Source organism: Citrobacter sp. SX206, from assembly GCF_024181025.1.
GTDB classification, from domain to species: domain Bacteria; phylum Pseudomonadota; class Gammaproteobacteria; order Enterobacterales; family Enterobacteriaceae; genus Citrobacter; species Citrobacter youngae.
On sequence record NZ_CP049738.1, the window covers coordinates 3,033,643 to 3,050,998 of the forward strand.

16 protein-coding genes, 1 tRNA gene, 1 other RNA gene and 2 pseudogenes are annotated in these 17,356 nt (G+C 52.4%); 11 read left to right on the forward strand and 9 right to left on the reverse strand.

From position 1 onward, the window contains the following. Positions 1-469: 469 nt before the first annotated feature. The 7 genes and pseudogenes from trxB to infA all read left to right on the forward strand — a co-directional run bounded on the left by trxB (position 470) and on the right by infA (position 6,295). Positions 470-1,438, forward strand: a complete 969-nt coding sequence (gene trxB / locus G8S19_RS14835) for a thioredoxin-disulfide reductase (protein ID WP_005123580.1) — start codon at positions 470-472, stop codon at positions 1,436-1,438. A 114-nt stretch (positions 1,439-1,552) separates the two neighbouring features. After that, positions 1,553-3,319: a cysteine/glutathione ABC transporter permease/ATP-binding protein CydD gene (cydD, locus tag G8S19_RS14840; protein ID WP_101741828.1), complete on the forward strand. Its 1,767-nt coding sequence runs from the start codon at positions 1,553-1,555 to the stop codon at positions 3,317-3,319. Beyond that, positions 3,320-5,041: a cysteine/glutathione ABC transporter ATP-binding protein/permease CydC gene (gene cydC, locus G8S19_RS14845; RefSeq protein ID WP_061067610.1), complete on the forward strand. Its 1,722-nt coding sequence runs from the start codon at positions 3,320-3,322 to the stop codon at positions 5,039-5,041. 44 nt (positions 5,042-5,085) lie between these two features. After that, positions 5,086-5,790 (forward strand): leucyl/phenylalanyl-tRNA--protein transferase, encoded by a 705-nt coding sequence (gene aat, locus G8S19_RS14850; protein WP_048212150.1) that lies wholly within the window; start codon positions 5,086-5,088, stop codon positions 5,788-5,790. Then, positions 5,791-5,932, forward strand: a pseudogene (locus G8S19_RS22515) (hypothetical protein); the annotation flags it as partial. It abuts the gene before it with no gap. 40 nt (positions 5,933-5,972) lie between these two features. Further along, positions 5,973-6,149, forward strand: a pseudogene (locus tag G8S19_RS14860) (hypothetical protein); the annotation flags it as partial. After that, entirely contained in the window at positions 6,077-6,295 is a 219-nt protein-coding gene (infA, locus tag G8S19_RS14865) for a translation initiation factor IF-1 (protein ID WP_002211347.1), read from the forward strand. The pseudogene G8S19_RS14860 and the gene infA, both read left to right, overlap by 73 nt. Before the next feature lie 78 nt (positions 6,296-6,373). Here the strand turns inward: infA and G8S19_RS14870 are convergent, their stop codons facing one another. After that, positions 6,374-7,285, reverse strand: a complete 912-nt coding sequence (locus tag G8S19_RS14870; RefSeq protein WP_048212151.1) for a LysR family transcriptional regulator — start codon at positions 7,283-7,285, stop codon at positions 6,374-6,376. Between the two features lie 108 nt (positions 7,286-7,393). On the opposite strand from G8S19_RS14870, the gene G8S19_RS14875 reads away from it, so the two are divergent. The 4 genes from G8S19_RS14875 to G8S19_RS14890 all read left to right on the forward strand — a co-directional run bounded on the left by G8S19_RS14875 (position 7,394) and on the right by G8S19_RS14890 (position 9,365). Further along, positions 7,394-8,254 (forward strand): pirin family protein, encoded by an 861-nt coding sequence (locus tag G8S19_RS14875; RefSeq protein WP_061067609.1) that lies wholly within the window; start codon positions 7,394-7,396, stop codon positions 8,252-8,254. 16 nt (positions 8,255-8,270) lie between these two features. Then, positions 8,271-8,948 carry an isochorismatase family protein gene (locus G8S19_RS14880; protein ID WP_061067608.1) on the forward strand — a complete coding sequence of 226 codons (678 nt, stop codon included), beginning with the start codon at positions 8,271-8,273 and terminating at the stop codon, positions 8,946-8,948. Between the two features lie 148 nt (positions 8,949-9,096). After that, positions 9,097-9,184 (forward strand) — tRNA-Ser (locus G8S19_RS14885). Between the two features lie 44 nt (positions 9,185-9,228). Further along, a non-coding RNA gene (locus tag G8S19_RS14890) (RtT sRNA) lies at positions 9,229-9,365 on the forward strand. Between the two features lie 142 nt (positions 9,366-9,507). Here the strand turns inward: G8S19_RS14890 and rlmC are convergent. The 8 genes from rlmC to rimK all read right to left on the reverse strand — a co-directional run bounded on the left by rlmC (position 9,508) and on the right by rimK (position 17,314). Continuing rightward, a complete protein-coding gene (gene rlmC / locus G8S19_RS14895; protein ID WP_061067607.1) occupies positions 9,508-10,635 on the reverse strand; it encodes a 23S rRNA (uracil(747)-C(5))-methyltransferase RlmC in 1,128 nt (375 codons plus the stop codon). A 41-nt stretch (positions 10,636-10,676) separates the two neighbouring features. Next, positions 10,677-11,165: a YbjO family protein gene (locus G8S19_RS14900; protein WP_048212154.1), complete on the reverse strand. Its 489-nt coding sequence runs from the start codon at positions 11,163-11,165 to the stop codon at positions 10,677-10,679. A gap of 59 nt (positions 11,166-11,224) precedes the next feature. Then, the gene (gene potI, locus G8S19_RS14905; RefSeq protein ID WP_048212155.1) at positions 11,225-12,070 is read right to left on the reverse strand and encodes a putrescine ABC transporter permease PotI; all 846 of its coding nucleotides are present in this window, start codon (positions 12,068-12,070) and stop codon (positions 11,225-11,227) included. Then, a complete protein-coding gene (potH, locus tag G8S19_RS14910) occupies positions 12,067-13,020 on the reverse strand; it encodes a putrescine ABC transporter permease PotH (protein ID WP_124022174.1) in 954 nt (317 codons plus the stop codon). Before potH ends, potI begins: the two co-directional genes overlap by 4 nt. A 9-nt stretch (positions 13,021-13,029) precedes the next feature. Continuing rightward, the gene (gene potG / locus G8S19_RS14915; protein ID WP_061067606.1) at positions 13,030-14,163 is read right to left on the reverse strand and encodes a putrescine ABC transporter ATP-binding subunit PotG; all 1,134 of its coding nucleotides are present in this window, start codon (positions 14,161-14,163) and stop codon (positions 13,030-13,032) included. 138 nt (positions 14,164-14,301) lie between these two features. Continuing rightward, complete coding sequence (gene potF, locus G8S19_RS14920) at positions 14,302-15,414, reverse strand: spermidine/putrescine ABC transporter substrate-binding protein PotF (protein WP_048212156.1); 1,113 nt, start codon at positions 15,412-15,414, stop codon at positions 14,302-14,304. A gap of 430 nt (positions 15,415-15,844) precedes the next feature. Then, positions 15,845-16,321, reverse strand: a complete 477-nt coding sequence (locus tag G8S19_RS14925) for a YbjN domain-containing protein (protein ID WP_005123602.1) — start codon at positions 16,319-16,321, stop codon at positions 15,845-15,847. A gap of 90 nt (positions 16,322-16,411) precedes the next feature. Next, on the reverse strand, positions 16,412-17,314 hold the full coding sequence (gene rimK / locus G8S19_RS14930; protein WP_048212157.1) for a 30S ribosomal protein S6--L-glutamate ligase: 903 nt from the start codon (positions 17,312-17,314) through the stop codon (positions 16,412-16,414). Positions 17,315-17,356: the final 42 nt, after the last annotated feature.

Consider the following 17,356-nt stretch of genomic DNA (forward strand, 5'->3'; position numbering starts at 1 on the left):
GGCGGCTATCGACATCACGAATGGCATCTGTCCACACCATGCGTAGATTTCACTAACCCGGTAAACATGGTATCTACATGCATGATTATGCAGCATATACATGACACAGTTTTTTTCTTCCTTGAATGTTTTCGCAAAACAGCAGGTGATTGTCAAAGCAAAACATCGATTTTTAGTACAACATGCCAGTTATTCATTGGGAGTGATGGAAAATCGTCATTTTATCACCTTATAACTGACCGATTTTAAGTAGAAATCATTATATCTCCGTCATAGTTCACGTCGCCTGTGCGTTGGCTTCACGCGGGCCCCCAACTCGAATAAATTAGAGAGGCGCATTACCCTCAATTTTGCCCATCATCGGTTTCCGCTATTACACATATTGTTAACAAAATCGCCATACCCTTTTTTTACGACTGCAAATTCCCTACAATCCTGCCCATTGCCTACCAACAACTATGGGGATCTCATGGGCACGACCAAACACAGTAAACTTCTTATTCTGGGTTCAGGCCCTGCGGGCTATACCGCCGCCGTCTACGCTGCGCGTGCAAACCTGCAGCCGGTGCTGATTACCGGTATGGAAAAAGGTGGTCAGTTGACCACGACAACAGAAGTGGAGAACTGGCCTGGCGATCCAAACGATCTCACTGGCCCGCTGCTGATGGAGCGCATGCACGAGCACGCAACGAAATTTGAAACGGAGATCATCTTCGATCACATCAGCAAGGTAGATCTGCAAAACCGCCCTTTCCGTCTCACCGGAGACAGTGGCGAGTACACCTGTGACGCACTGATCATCGCCACTGGTGCTTCAGCACGCTATCTGGGCTTACCTTCAGAAGAAGCCTTTAAAGGCCGCGGCGTCTCCGCCTGCGCAACCTGCGACGGTTTCTTCTATCGTAACCAAAAAGTTGCGGTGATCGGCGGCGGCAACACCGCTGTGGAAGAAGCGTTATACCTGGCGAATATCGCCTCCGAAGTTCACTTGATTCACCGCCGCGACAGTTTCCGTGCTGAGAAAATCCTCATCAAACGTTTGATGGATAAAGTTGAAAACGGCAACATCGTGCTGCACACGCATCGCACACTGGAAGAAGTGACTGGCGATCAAATGGGTGTAACCGGATTGCGTCTGCGCGATACGCAAAATACTGACAACGTTGAATCTCTCGACGTCGCCGGATTGTTTGTCGCCATCGGCCACAGCCCGAACACGGCTATTTTCGATGGTCAACTTGAACTGGAAAACGGCTATATCAAAGTTCAGTCCGGTATTCACGGCAATGCGACACAAACCAGCATTCCTGGTGTGTTCGCTGCCGGTGACGTGATGGACCATATTTATCGTCAGGCGATTACCTCAGCTGGCACAGGTTGTATGGCCGCCCTTGACGCTGAACGTTATCTCGACGGTCTGGCGGACGCCTGCAAATAGTTTTTACAAATCAGTAACAAAAGTAAAAAAGGCGACTATAAGTCGCCTTTATTTTTGCCCCGTTGTAACATTGTCCTGCCCAAAAATTCCAATAACTCACCTGCTAAGCGTGCAATGAATAAAACCCGTCAAAAAGAGCTTACCCGCTGGTTAAAACAGCAAAGTGTCATTTCTCAACGCTGGCTGAATATTTCACGCCTGTTGGGGTTCGTGAGTGGCCTGTTAATTGTCGCTCAGGCCTGGCTCATGGCTCGGATTCTGCAGCACATGATCATGGAAAATATTCCCCGTGAAGCGCTGCTGTTCCCTTTCGTCGTGCTGGTCTTGATTTTTATCCTGCGGGCGTGGGTTGTCTGGTTACGTGAGCGAATAGGGTTTCACGCGGGTCAACATATTCGTTTTGAGATTCGTCGCCAGGTTCTGGACCGTCTGCAACAGGCGGGGCCAGCATGGATACAGGGGAAGCCTGCCGGAAGCTGGGCCACGCTGATTCTGGAACAGATTGACGATATGCATGACTACTATGCGCGTTATTTGCCGCAAATGGCGCTTGCGGTATGCGTCCCGCTATTGATTGTGGCTGCCGTTTTCCCGTCAAACTGGGTTGCAGCCCTTATCCTGCTGGGAACCGCACCACTGATCCCTCTGTTTATGGCAATGGTCGGTATGGGCGCTGCCGATGCCAACCGGCGTAACTTTCAGGCACTTGCCCGACTCAGCGGTCATTTCCTCGATCGCTTGCGCGGCATGGAAACACTGAGAATTTTTGGTCGCGGCGAAGCGGAGACGGAAAGCATCCGGGCTGCATCGCAGGATTTCCGTCAGCGCACGATGGAAGTGCTTCGCCTTGCATTCCTGTCTTCGGGCGTGCTGGAGTTTTTCACTTCGCTCTCTATTGCACTGGTAGCCGTGTACTTCGGTTTTTCTTATCTCGGCGAGCTTGATTTCGGCCACTACGGAACCGGCGTCACGCTGGCGGCAGGTTTCCTGGCGCTGATTCTGGCACCGGAATTTTTCCAGCCGCTGCGCGATCTGGGAACGTTTTACCATGCCAAGGCGCAAGCGGTAGGCGCTGCCGACAGCCTGAAAACATTCATGGAAACCCCGCTCGCGCATCCTGAGCGTGGCGATATTGAGCTGGCAACCAAAGACGCGGTTTCAATTGAAGCCGAAGATCTGATCATCACCTCACCCGAAGGCAAAGTCCTGGCTGGTCCGCTTAACTTCTCCCTACCCGCAGGCCAGCGCGCGGTGCTGGTTGGGCGTAGTGGTTCCGGTAAGAGCTCGTTGCTGAATGTCCTGTCCGGTTTTCTCTCGTATCAGGGCTCATTGCGTATTAATGGCTTTGAACTTCGTGACTTGTCGCCTGATGCCTGGCGTAAACAACTCTCATGGGTCGGGCAAAACCCGCAGCTTCCGGCTGCTACATTGCGCGAAAATGTGCTGCTGGCATGCCCTGACGCCAGCGAAGAACAGCTACAGGCCGCGCTTGATAGCGCCTGGGTCAGTGAGTTTTTACCGCTGCTTCCTAAGGGTGTGGATACCCCTGTGGGCGACCAGGCAGGCCGACTTTCTGTCGGGCAAGCGCAGCGTGTTGCCGTTGCCCGTGCCTTACTCAACCCGTGTCAGTTACTGCTGCTCGACGAACCCGCAGCCAGTCTTGATGCTCACAGCGAACAACGTGTGATGCAGGCGTTGAATGCGGCATCGCGCCGCCAGACCACGCTGATGGTTACGCACCAGTTGGAAGATCTTGCCGACTGGGACGCTATCTGGGTCATGCAAGACGGTCAGATTGTCGAACAAGGTACCTACGCGCAACTTAGCGCAGCCAGCGGGGCTTTTGCGACATTACTGGCTCACCGTCAGGAGGACATCTAAATGCGCGCTTTGCTACCCTATCTGACGCTGTATAAACGTCATAAATGGATGTTAACACTGGGGATCGTTCTGGCGATCGTTACATTATTGGCAAGCATTGGTTTACTGACGCTTTCAGGCTGGTTCCTGTCTGCTTCGGCCGTTGTCGGTGTCACCGGGATTTACAGTTTTAACTACATGCTTCCGGCGGCTGGCGTTCGCGGGGCGGCAATTACCCGAACCGCAGGTCGTTATTTCGAACGACTGGTCAGTCACGACGCGACGTTTCGTGTATTGCAGCATCTGCGTATTTACACCTTCAGCAAATTGCTGCCGCTCTCCCCTGCCGGGCTCGCCCGATACGGCCAGGGCGAACTGCTCAACCGCGTTGTGGCGGATGTCGACACGCTCGATCATCTCTATTTACGCGTGCTCTCCCCGCTGGTTGGCGCGTTTGTCGTTATTGTAGTAGTCACGCTAGGGTTGAGCGTTCTCGATCTCACGCTCGCCATCACCCTTGGCGGTATTATGCTGCTGACTCTGTTTATCTTGCCTCCGTTGTTTTACCAGGCGGGTAAAAGCACCGGGCAGAACCTGACGCATCTGCGCGGGCAATATCGCCAGCAGTTGACCTCCTGGTTACAGGGTCAGGCTGAGCTGACCATTTTTGGCGCCAGTGAACGCTACCGCGCTCAAATGGAAGCCACCGAGCTGCAATGGCATGAAGCCCAGCGTCGTCAGTCCGAATTAACGGCCTTATCTCAGGCTGTCATGCTGCTGATTGGCGCTCTGGCTGTGGTGATGATGCTATGGATGGCTTCAGGTGGCGTAGGCGGAAACACTCAACCAGGCGCACTGATAGCGTTGTTTGTGTTCTGCGCGCTGGCTGCTTTCGAAGCGCTGGCCCCTGTTACCGGCGCATTTCAGCATCTCGGCCAGGTGATTGCTTCAGCACTACGTATTACCGAACTGACAGAACAACAACCAGAAGTCACCTTCCCGGATACGGAAGCTACCGTTTCGCAACAGATTACTCTGACATTGCGTGAGGTGTCTTTCAGCTATCCAGGGCAAACACAAAAAGCTCTGGACACCCTTTCTTTGCTCGCTAAACCTGGTGAACACATTGCGATTCTGGGTCGGACAGGCTGTGGGAAATCAACGTTACTGCAATTATTGACCCGTGCATGGGATCCACAACACGGCGAAATCCTGATTAACGATCGTCCGATTTCAACGCTGAACGAAGCCGCATTGCGCCAATGCATCAGCGTCGTACCACAGCGAGTGCATCTGTTCAGTGCGACATTGCGCGATAACCTGCTGCTGGCTGCGCCACACGCCAGCGATGAAGCGTTATCCGGGATGCTGTGTCGTGTCGGTCTGGAAAAACTGCTTGAAGGTGATGGTCTCAATGCCTGGCTGGGTGAAGGCGGTCGTCAGCTTTCAGGCGGAGAGCTACGCCGTTTGGCTATCGCGCGAGCTTTGCTGCACGATGCGCCGCTGATGCTTCTGGATGAACCTACTGAAGGTCTGGATGCGACAACGGAAAGCCAAATGCTTGAATTGATTAACGATGTGATGCGCAATAAAACCGTACTCATGGTCACACATCGCCTGCGCGGACTGTCGCGATTTAATCAAATAATAGTGATGGACAACGGACGCATAATTGAGCAAGGTAATCACGCAGATCTGTTAGCTAGGCAGGGGCGTTATTACCAGTTTAAGCAACGTCTGTAAGCTATTATTGAACGATCCAACTCGCGTAGTGGAGTTTTGCTGTCATGCGCCTGGTGCAACTGTCCCGCCATTCTATCGCCTTCCCCTCACCGGAAGGCGCTTTACGCGAGCCTAACGGTTTGTTGGCGCTGGGGGGCGATCTCAGCCCTGCCCGCCTGCTAATGGCCTACCAGCGCGGTATTTTCCCGTGGTTTTCTCCTGGCGACCCTATCCTCTGGTGGTCGCCCGACCCACGCGCCATTCTCTGGCCTGATAAATTTCACATAAGTCGCAGCATGAAGCGCTTTCATAAAAATTCGCCTTATCGCGTGACGCTCAATTACGCGTTTGGTCAGGTCATTGAAGGATGTGCAAACGACCGGGAAGAAGGCACCTGGATAACGCATGATGTCGTGGATGCCTATCATCGGCTGCATGAACTTGGACATGCGCACTCTATTGAAGTATGGCGGCAAAATGAATTAGTCGGCGGGATGTACGGCGTTGCGCAAGGTACTCTTTTCTGCGGTGAATCGATGTTCAGTCGCCAGGAAAATGCCTCCAAAACCGCACTGCTTGTTTTTTGCGCTGAATTTATCCGTCAGGGCGGAAAATTAATTGATTGTCAGGTGTTAAATACCCATACCGCGTCGCTGGGAGCCATTGAGACTCCGCGCAGGGACTACCTTGAACATTTAAGCAGGCTACGCCAGCAGCGCCTACCGAGCCACTTCTGGGTGCCCAGGACGTTATTTTCGCCTCAGGAGTGAATGTTTTCGGCACATTTTTTGTCGGGGTGTTATAATTGGTGCCGCAGAGTCGGTTTAGCCCATTACCCCGCCGCCGTTAAGGAACAGTTCGCGTCAGGCAACGCCTATCGTTTATCTCATCGTTCCCTTACACGTTGCGCTTTTAGTGCGGCTTTGTTGTGTGCGGTTAGAGTAATGCGCCAAACCCGATTTGCTGCGTTTTAAACGCACAAATCTTTACTTATTAAAAGAACTTCGGCATTATCTTGCCGGTTCAAATTACGGTAGTGATACCCCAGAGGATTAGATGGCCAAAGAAGACAATATTGAAATGCAGGGTACCGTTCTCGATACGTTACCTAATACCATGTTCCGCGTAGAGTTAGAAAACGGTCACGTGGTTACTGCACACATCTCCGGTAAAATGCGTAAAAACTATATCCGCATCCTGACGGGCGACAAAGTGACTGTTGAACTAACCCCGTACGACCTGAGCAAAGGCCGCATTGTCTTCCGTAGTCGCTGATTGTTTTAACGCCCGAATGGCGTCCAGATAATAAAAGGTCGGTTTAACCGGCCTTTTTTGTGGACTGATATTACGTATTTAATCCTCGATCATTCGTGCATATTCTTCCGTGAGGAAATCCACCAATGCACGAACCGACGGCAATAACCCCCTGCGCGATGGAAAAACCGCGTGAATGATCTCTCGCTTTGGTTCCCAACCGTCGAGTAATGCCACCAGCTCGCCTGCGGCTAATTGATCTTTGACCATCAACTGCGGAAGTTGAACGACCCCCACACCGGCAACGGCAGCTTCACGTAGCGCCAGCATATCGGTGGTGATCATTCGTGGCGTGAAATGTACCTCCGCACGAGCTTCCTGCGGGCCAAATAACTCCCAACGATGCACATGTTTACCCGAGGCCAGGCTCAACCCCGGCCAGCGAGTCAATTCAGCCGGAGAATGTAGCGCGCCCATTTTCTCGATTAGCTGCGGACTGGCATACAAACGATGCCCCCTGTCCGCCAGCACCCGCATCACCAGGTCGCTATCTTCAAATGGTCGAGGCCTGACACGAATCGCCACGTCCAGACCTTCTCCAACGACGTCAACACGGCGGTTCGTGGCCTCGAGTTGCACAGATACATCAGGGTAACGCGCCATAAAACGGGCAAGCATGGGTCCGATATGCACGTGCAGCAACGTAACCGGGCACGTCAGCTTCACAATTCCACGCGGTTCAACCTGTAGCGCAGCAATGGCATCCTGCGCTGCCTGCGCTTCCACCAGCATTGCCTTACAGTGTTCGTAGAACGTTTGCCCAACTTCAGTAACATTAAACTGCCGGGTGGTTCGCTGAATCAATCGCACCCCCAGCCTCTCCTCCAGTTGTGCAATTCGGCGGCTCAGCTTTGATTTCGGTTCATCGAGCGCCCGACCGGCCGCAGCGAATCCTCCTTCTTCAACTACGTGAACAAACCACGCGAAATCATTGAGATCCGGCTTAGTCATCTTATTGTCCTATTTATGAGACTGTGAGAGCTATTTTAGCTACTACTCAGTTCTCTGTCATAAATATAAGCTTATTCACATCAAGATAACGCCACTGAGGAGACACATATGAAACAAGTAACAGGCGTCTACACCGCACCTCGCCCACACTGGGTTGGCGATGGATTCCCGGTTCGCTCGATGTTCTCTTACCAGTCTCATGCTGAACAATTAAGTCCGTTCCTGCTGCTGGATTACGCCGGGCCACATACCTTCACCCCAGGTAATGAAAAACGTGGCGTGGGCGAACACCCTCACCGTGGTTTCGAAACGGTGACCATCGTTTACAGCGGTGAAGTTGAACATCGTGACTCAACCGGTCGCGGTGGGATTATCGGCCCAGGCGACGTGCAATGGATGACTGCAGGTGCAGGCATTTTACACGAAGAATTCCATTCTCCGGAATTTACCCGGAAGGGTGGCGAGCTGGAAATGGTGCAACTTTGGGTCAACCTACCAGCGAAAGACAAAATGGCCGTACCCGGATATCAGGGCATTAGTAGTGATGTTATCCCTACTGTCGCGCTGCCAGATGACGCCGGCACTCTCCGTGTCATTGCGGGCAGCTATCAGGAAACAAAAGGTCCGGCACATACCTTTTCGCCGCTGAATGTCTGGGATATGCGTCTGCAGCGTAATCATCAGTTCACGCTGTCTCAGCCGGAAGGATGGAGCACCGCGCTGGTCGTACTGAAAGGCAACATTACCGTAAACGGCACCACGCCCGTCAGCGAGGCACAGCTGGTGGTGTTAAGCCAGCAGGGTAAAACATTGCATATTGAAGCCAGTAGCGATGCCAGCGTATTGCTGTTGTCAGGCGAACCGTTGAATGAGCCGATTGTGGGTTACGGTCCGTTTGTCATGAACACGAAACAAGAGATCGCAGAAGCCGTACGCGATTTTAACTCCGGCCGCTTTGGCCAAATCTGAATCAAAGGAGAATACTATGTCCAGCCCTGCAAACTTTAATGGTTCACGCCCGGTCATTGATGTAAATGATTCCGTTATGCTGCTTATCGATCACCAGAGCGGACTTTTCCAAACCGTAGGCGATATGCCAATGCCAGAACTGCGAGCACGTGCTGCCGCGCTGGCTAAAATGGCCTCCCTGGCGAAGATGCCGGTGATTACCACCGCATCAGTACCGCAGGGACCGAACGGCCCGTTGATCCCTGAGATCCACGCCAATGCACCTCATGCTCAATACGTGGCGCGTAAAGGCGAAATCAACGCCTGGGATAACGAAGACTTCGTGAAAGCGGTCAAAGCAACAGGTCGTAAGACGCTGATTATCGCCGGTACCATCACCAGTGTTTGCATGGCTTTCCCAGCCATCAGCGCGGTTGCGGAAGGCTACAAAGTTTTCGCAGTGATCGACGCTTCCGGTACTTACAGCAAAATGGCGCAGGAAATTACCCTGGCACGTGTCGTTCAGGCTGGCGTAGTCCCGATGGATACCGCCGCCGTTGCTTCTGAACTGCAGGGAACATGGAACCGTGAAGATGCAGCAGAGTGGGCAGAAGTGTACACGAAAGTATTCCCGGCATATCAGTTGCTGATTGAGAGCTACAGCAAAGCCCAGGAAGTCGTCACCAACGGTGAAAAACTGGACTCTCAGCGCTAATCCTCTCCCCCACGCCTGTCCGGGTGGGGAATATGTACATTGCGTGACCAAACGAATATGAACATGTAAATTCTGCTTGACCGTTTTAGCGCAACTCCCTATAGTAGCGCCCCGTTGCCCCCCATGTGGTCAGGCAGCAATACAATATGGTGAGGTGTCCGAGTGGCTGAAGGAGCACGCCTGGAAAGTGTGTATACGGCAACGTATCCGGGGTTCGAATCCCCGCCTCACCGCCATATTTAAAGAAGAGCTCGTACGAAAGTACGGGCTTTTTTTTCGCATATTGCACAGTCTGGCGGGGATGAGAAGCCCGGACCGGGGTTCGACTACTGGCGTAGCCAGTTGGACAGACTGAGAGCACAGCGAACAGGCTGCCCGCAGGGCGAGCGAAGCGAGTCAATCCCCGCCTCACCGCCATATTCGAGAAAGAGCTCGTACGCAAGTACGGGCTTTTTTTTCGCATATTGCATTTGCCGGATGCGGTGCAAGCACCTTATCCGGCCTACGAATGACGAACAACCTGTAGGCCTGATAAGCAAAGCGCCATCAGGCATGCCATTTATCGCCGAGTAAGCAGCGTCAACACTTCGTAGTGTGCTGTGTGCGGAAACATATCGAAAAGCTGGACGCGTTCAATGCGATACCCTGGCAACTCACGAATATCCTTCGCCATGGTTTGCGCATTACAGCTGGAATAAATGATAAAACGCGGTGCCATGTGGGAAAGAAAATCACACAGCGGTTTGCCAATTCCCCGACGCGGTGGATTCACCAGCACCAGGTCCGGTACTTCGCCCTGAGCGGTAGCAAACTGAGTTGAGTCCAGCGCCTGAAAATGCAGGTTCTGTAACCCAAGCTCCTGCGCAGACTGCTTCGCGCAGGTAATCGCCTCTGGCGCGATTTCAATCCCCGTCAGTTTCATTTGCGGTGTAGCACAGTGCAGACCAAAACCCCCAACGCCGCAAAACAGATCCCACATGTGATTAACCGGAAGCTGGCGTACCCAGTCGCGCGCCGTGGCATATAGCTGCCCCGCCACTACCGGGTTGGTCTGGAAGAAACTCTGCGGGCGTATCCACAACGGTACGTCGTTAAAACGTTCGGCCAGTGCCTGCTGTTCGGTCAGGAAGATTTCTGTCTCCCCTTCCATAATCGCCATATGCACAGGCTGGATATTAACGCTAATGACTTTTAACTGCGGTAACTGTGCCTGCAGCCACGGTAGCGCCGCGCGCAGTTGTGCCAGTTTCGCGTCGGAACGCAGGACAAAACGCAGCATTATACTGCCATCAAACTGGCTTTCCGTTAACAGCAGATACTTCAGCTCCCCGCGTTTACGCGCCACGTTATAGGGCGTCAGCCCCGCGCGGGCGATAAACGGTTTGAGTGTGGCAAACACGGGCGCAAAAGACTCAGGATAAAGCGGGCAGTCGCACAAATCCTCCGGCGTACCGTCACGATGCAGCATGCCCAACAGCGGTTTCTCCACGCTGCCGCTAACCACCATTTTAGCTTTATTACGAAAAGCGCTTTCCGGGCCGCTGACCGGCGCGCACCATTCACCGACCGGATAATCGGCCAGCAGATTTTGCAAATCGGCTGTTTTGGCGAAGAGTTGATCGGCGACAGGCTGTGCTATCCACTGACAGGAGCGACAGCGTTCGGCGTCATAAAGTGCGCACTGCATACAAAAACCTACAAATTAACCGGGGGCCAAAATTATACACGTTATTGCAAGCGGAAGAACCGCCTGCTGGACGCAGGAACAAAAAGCAGTAGCAACACCAGCATATCCGGCAATTTTTGCATCACCAGCGTATGCAGGATTTCGCGTCTGGACTCCCCCGCAATACTGAACAGTTCCGGATATCCGTAGCCCAGCGAAGCTGCCCACAAATAGACGCTGGCGATAATCTGGGTCAGCAGATAGATCCAGCGGGCCCAGCTCCGTCCTTTGACCAGCGAAAATGCGCAGAAAATTTCGATAAACAGCAGCACCAGACTGCCCAGAAATACCAGCGTCAAATTCCAGGTCTGCACACTGCGATGAATAAACTCACTGGTTCCACGAAACCCAAGCGTATTAAAAATCATCAACAGATCGAGACAGCGGATCATAATGATAGCCAGCGCCGCCACCTGCACCAAAGCAGGGACGTTTAAGCGGGCATGTGATGTGGATGATTTCTTAAAAAATCCCAACGCGTCGTCTTCCATGAAAACGGCGCAACCACCACAGCTGCGCCGTATAGACAGATTGGCAGATTTTAGTTTTTTCAGCCGCGTCTTGCACGTTGGATATCGCGTATCCGTTGTTTTTCTGTTCGCGCCATCAGATACCACGCGATAAATCCGATAATTCCTACCACGCCAAGGATCAGCGTCGCCAGTGCGTTGATCTCCGGGTTAACCCCCATACGTACGCTGGAGAACACCAACATCGGTAACGTTGTGGCCCCAGGACCAGAGACAAAGCTGGCGATAACCAAATCATCCAGCGATAGCGTAAAGGCCAGTAACCAACCGGAAATGACCGCCGGCATAATCATCGGCAGCGTAATGACGAAAAAGACCTTCAGCGGCGTCGCGCCAAGATCCATCGCCGCTTCCTCAATGGAGTGATCCAGTTCGCGCAAACGCGAGGAAATCACCACCGCTACATACGCCGTACAGAAGGTGACGTGCGCCAGCCAGATGGTCAACATACCGCGATCCGCTGGCCAGCCAATGGCGTGCGCCAGCGCCACAAACAGGAGCAGCAGCGACAAACCGGTAATGACATCCGGCATAACCAGCGGCGCGGTGATCATAAAGGCAAAACCATTCGAACCACGAAAACGGCCAAAACGCACCATCACCACGGCAGCTATGGTGCCGAGGATCGCCGCCATCGTCGCAGCACAGGCAGCAATCGTTAAACTCATGCCGACGGCACTCATCATTGCAGTATCGTGGAAAAGTTCACCGTACCAGCGTGTTGACCACCCCGCCCACACCGTCACCAGCTTCGAGCTGTTAAAAGAATAGATAACTAACATCAGCATGGGGGCGTACAGAAACGTAAACCCCACGACCAGGATAAAGATCCGCCACGGCGAGCGGACAACCGGTAAGTTATTCATCCGTGTTCCCCCACGCTTTTCTGCTGATACTTATGGAACCACATGATTGGCACAATCAGTAACAGCAACATGATGATGGCAACCGCAGACGCCACCGGCCAGTCACGGTTATTGAAAAACTCCTGCCATAACACGCGGCCGATCATAATGCTGTCCGGCCCCCCAAGCAGTTCCGGAATAACAAATTCCCCTACCGCCGGGATAAACACCAGCATTGAGCCAGCGATAATCCCGCCTTTGGTCAACGGCACGATCACGCTATAGAAGGTTTTTAATGGTCGGGCACCTAAATCCAGCGCAGCTTCCACCAGCGAATAGTCAATGCGCGTCAGTGCGGTATAAATCGGCAGCACCATAAAGGGCAAATAGGCATAAACAATGCCAATATAAACCGCCAGGTTGGTATGCAGGATCGTCAATGGCTGATCGATAACGCCCAGCCACATCAGAAAGTTGTTCAGCACCCCGTTATTTTTCAGGATCCCCATCCAGGCGTACACGCGAATCAAGAAAGAGGTCCAGGAAGGCAGAATCACCAGCAACAGCAAAATATTGCGCGTCGAGGGTTTGCTGTGCGCCACCGCCCACGCTAGTGGATACCCCAACAACAGACAGCAGATCGTCGAAATCCCCGCTACCTGCAAAGACTGCAGGTAAGCATCGAAATAGAGCGGGTCGTCCGTCAACTGCAGGAAGTTACCTAAATTGAGCGTAATAGATAGCTGACCATCGGCCCATGCCATAAGGTCAGTGTACGGCGGTATCGCCCGTGCCATTTCTGACAGGCTAATCTTAAAGACAATCAGAAACGGCAATAAAAACAGGAGAACCAGCCACACATACGGCAACGCGATCACCAGCTTGCGACCATGTTTCATTTGCAACTGCGACATATACAGCGTGAAACGGCTCGCTTTTTCGGCACGTGCCGGAGGTTCAAGTGTACTCATCTTTACTCCTTAAACCGTCAACACCACACAGCTGTCCGCATCCCAACACAAACGTACCTCGTCACCCCAGGTCGGTAGCCCCTTGCGATAGCGATGTTCGTTTTGCAGCTGGGCACTCAACATCTGGCCGCTTTTTAAACGCACGTGATACACAGACAAATCACCCAGGTAGGCAATGTGCACCACCTCACCCACCGCAAAGTTATAGCCATCCGGCGGAGGGGCATCACAGAGCATGATTTTTTCCGGACGAAGCGCGACATACACCGGTACGTTATCGACGATGGAAGTATCAGCATCCACTTTTAGCGGATGCACCAGCCCCGGAGAATCAATCACCAAACCGTCCTCCTGACGCTCCTTTAGCAGTCCCTCAAAAACGTTTACCGAACCGATAAATTCAGCGCTGTAGCGGGTGGTCGGGTGCTCGTAGATCTCTTCCGGCTCGCCAATCTGCACAAATTTCCCGCGGTTCATGATGGCTATACGACCCGCCATGGTCATGGCTTCTTCCTGGTCGTGCGTCACCATCACGCAGGTCACCCCTACACGCTCAAGAATATCAACCACTTCCAGCTGCATGCGGTCGCGCAGTTTTTTATCCAAAGCGCCCATCGGTTCATCCAGTAACAGCAGCTTAGGGCGTTTGGCCAGGCTCCGGGCCAGTGCCACGCGTTGACGTTGACCGCCTGAAAGCTGATGCGGCTTACGTTTGGCGAACTCCTGCATGTGCACCAGTCCCAGCATCTCATTCACCCGGCTGGCGATTTCCGCTTTCGGCAGCTTGTCCTGCTTGAGACCAAAGGCAATGTTCTGCTCGACAGTCATATGCGGAAACAAGGCGTAGGACTGAAACATCATATTAATTGGGCGCAGATAAGGTGGAACGTGCGCCAGATCGACACCGTCCAGCATGATTTGCCCGGTAGTCGGCAGTTCAAATCCCGCCAGCATCCGCAACAGGGTTGATTTACCACAACCGGACGCACCCAGCAGGGCAAATATTTCGCCTTTGTAGATAGTGAGATTGACGTCATCGACGGCGTGCTGACCGTCAAATGACTTCGTCAGGTTGCGAATTTCAAGCAGCGGGGTCAGCGCCTTGCGGATTTTCGCTTGTGGGCGTGGGGTTGCATCATTCACTCAAGTGCTCTCCGGCATAAATAAAGAAACAGTGCAAATAACGCACCTTATTGGTGCGTATTGCCGGGTTTTGTGTGTTCGGGATCGCGACATCCCCGGCAGGCACAAGCACCGCCGGGTCATGTCCCGAACATCGGGTTATTTCCCGCTTTTCACCTTCGTCCAGGCACGGGTGCGTACACGATCGATCTTCGGATCCTGTACTTTCAGTGTGAACAGTTTGGCGCGCACGTCCGCTGGCGGATAGATACCCGGGTTATCACGAACTTCCGGGCTAACCAGAGCCGTCGCTTCTTTGTTCGCATTGGCGTAGAACACGTGGTCGGAAATATGCGCAATCACATCAGGGCGCAGCAGGTAATTAAGGAACTGGTAGGCTTCGTCTTTGTTTTTCGCATCTGCAGGCATCGCGAACACATCAAAGAACGCCATCGCCCCCTCTTTGGGAATCGAGAAGGAAATATTGACGCCATTTTTCGCTTCTTTCGCACGGTTTGCCGCCTGCCATACATCCCCTGCCCAGCCAATCGCTACACAGGTATCTCCATTTGCCAGATCGTTAATGTATTGCGAGGAGTGGAAATAACGGATATTCGGACGCAGTTTCAACAACAAATCGGTTGCCGGCCCGGTGTAATCATCCGCTTTGGTACTGTTTGGATCTTTACCCAAATAGTTCAGCACAGTAGCAAACACTTCTTCAGGCGCATCGAGGAAAGAGACACCGCAGCTTTTGAGTTTTTCCAGATTCTCCGGTTTGAGGATCAAATCCCAGCTGTTAACCGGCGCATCCGCACCGAGCACCGCTTTAACTTTATCTACGTTGTAGCCAATACCGGTGGTTGCCCACATATACGGCATAGCAAACTTATTGTCTGGATCGTGTTTACCCACCAGTTTCAGCAGTTCAGGATCGAGGTTTTTCCAGCCTGGCAGTTTGCTCTTGTCCAGGGGCTGGAAAACGCCCGCGGTCAGTTGCCGTTCGAGGAAACTGGCTGACGGGACAACGAGGTCAAAACCGGTGCTGCCAGCCATGAGCTTACCTTCCAGCACCTCATTGGAGTCAAATACATCATAAATGACTTTAATGCCGGTCTCTTTCTCAAAATTAGCCACCGTGTCCGGAGCAATATAGTCAGACCAGTTATAAATATGCAGTGTTTTTTGTTCAGCAGCGAGCGTGCCGGCAGAGATGGCCATCAGAGCACCTGCAACCAGGCCTGATAACCATTTTTTATTTAAGGCGGTCATAATCTCTTTCCTTCTGAAAGTTCGTTAACAAACGAACAAAAAAGTCACACTCTAATGATATGCAAGAAACGTGCATATTATTTCATGCGGCATCAATGAAAGAGAGGTCTCTCTCCCCGCCGCTATTGCTCGCTGATATCCGCTGACTTATTCAACATGCATACAGCTACAGATAGCTCATAATAGGCAAATTGAACGGTGGCGTTTACAAGCCTTGCAAGAATAACTTTAGCCAGGATTCGAGGATATAGCCCAGATAAAAAAACGTCTTTTATCAATTTTTTATGCAGGTTTTGTCTATGACGTAAAGCGGAAGGGGCGGAACCGAAGTGAATAATTCTTTAAGAAAAGGTTAAATGCAGAATAAAAACGTGAAATACGCAACCGCTCTGGCAGCGGCTGCGCTATAAATACCCAAAATCAGGAACGATTAATGGAGGAAATGAACCTCTGCATTGCCGTTTTGCCCGTCTTCTTCGGCATTAAACAACAATTGATGTGCCCCCGCTTCAAGGATCACCATCGATATCTGTTCTTCGCTCTGACGCACAAAACATTCAAACTGTTCAAACGTCACACCCGGCATCACGGATAAAGACTGGCAAACCACCAGTTTTGGCAGATTATCATCCTGCATATCCAGAAAGGCTTTTACCGTCAGTGAGCTGGCATTGATAGCGGATAGATCGGCGGCCAGCGGCAGCAGCGCTGAAGGTCTGACTTCCGCCATCGCGGAAAATAGAATGACGTTATCCACCAGATCAATTTTTGCATCAAAAATGCCATCGAAGTTCTGCATGTGCGGTAGATGCAGCGCCTGACAGGTATCACATTCAAAAAAACTCATGCCCAGGTCGTCGAGCCATTGACGCAACGTATCCAGAGTGGGAACGACCAGTGATGTCATAATAATGTGCGACCTCTATTGATGAAAAAATTACCGGCACAGCTTACGCAAAAAGACCGTGTCATACCACGATCGCTATCGATATTGCGTTTAGCCGCCGATTTTAAGACAAAATTCAGGAGTAGCATGGCGCTCGATCCACTGGATCATCCGCGCAGCAATATCTATCCCTGTGGTTTTCTCCACGCCTTCCAGCCCTGGAGAGGCGTTGACCTCCATAACCAGCGGTCCGCGTTCTGCACGCAGGATATCGACGCCAGCAACATCAAGCCCCATCGTGCGGGCAGCTTTAAGCGCAATGTCCCTTTCCTGCAGCGTGATATTGGCAATCGTGGCAACTCCGCCGCGATGCAAATTAGAACGAAAATCGCCCTCTTTGGCCCGCCGCTCAATAGCCGCGACCACCTCATCACCCACAACGAAACAGCGAATATCTCGCCCCTTCGCCTCTTCGATATATTCCTGGACCAGAATATGGGCATTCAGACCACGAAATGCATCCACTACGCTCTCTGCGGCCTGGCGCGTTTCGGCCAATACCACACCGATCCCTTGAGTCCCCTCCACCAGCTTCACCACCAGCGGCGCACCGCCGACCATATCAATCATATCGCTGGTATCATCCGGCGAGTGGGCTATTCCGGTAATGGGCAGGTCAATTCCCTGCCGCGCCAACAGTTGTAACGAGCGCAGCTTATCGCGTGCGCGGGTAATCGCTACTGACTCATTCAGCGGATAGCTACCCAGCATCTCAAACTGACGTAATGCCGCCGTACCGTAGAAGGTAATGGCTGAGCCAATTCTTGGAATGACCGCGTCAAAATGGGGAAGCTGGCGGCCTTTATAATGGATAGAAGACGCTGCCGGGCTAATGTTCATATAGCAAGAAAGGGGATCGATAATTTCTACCAGGTGACCGCGTTGCATCGCTGCTTCACGCAGGCGTTTGCAAGAATAGAGCGTTCCATCCCGGGACAAAATGGCAATTTTCACCCTGCACCTCTCTAAAAGACCTGGTAAAAGCTGGCGTATCAT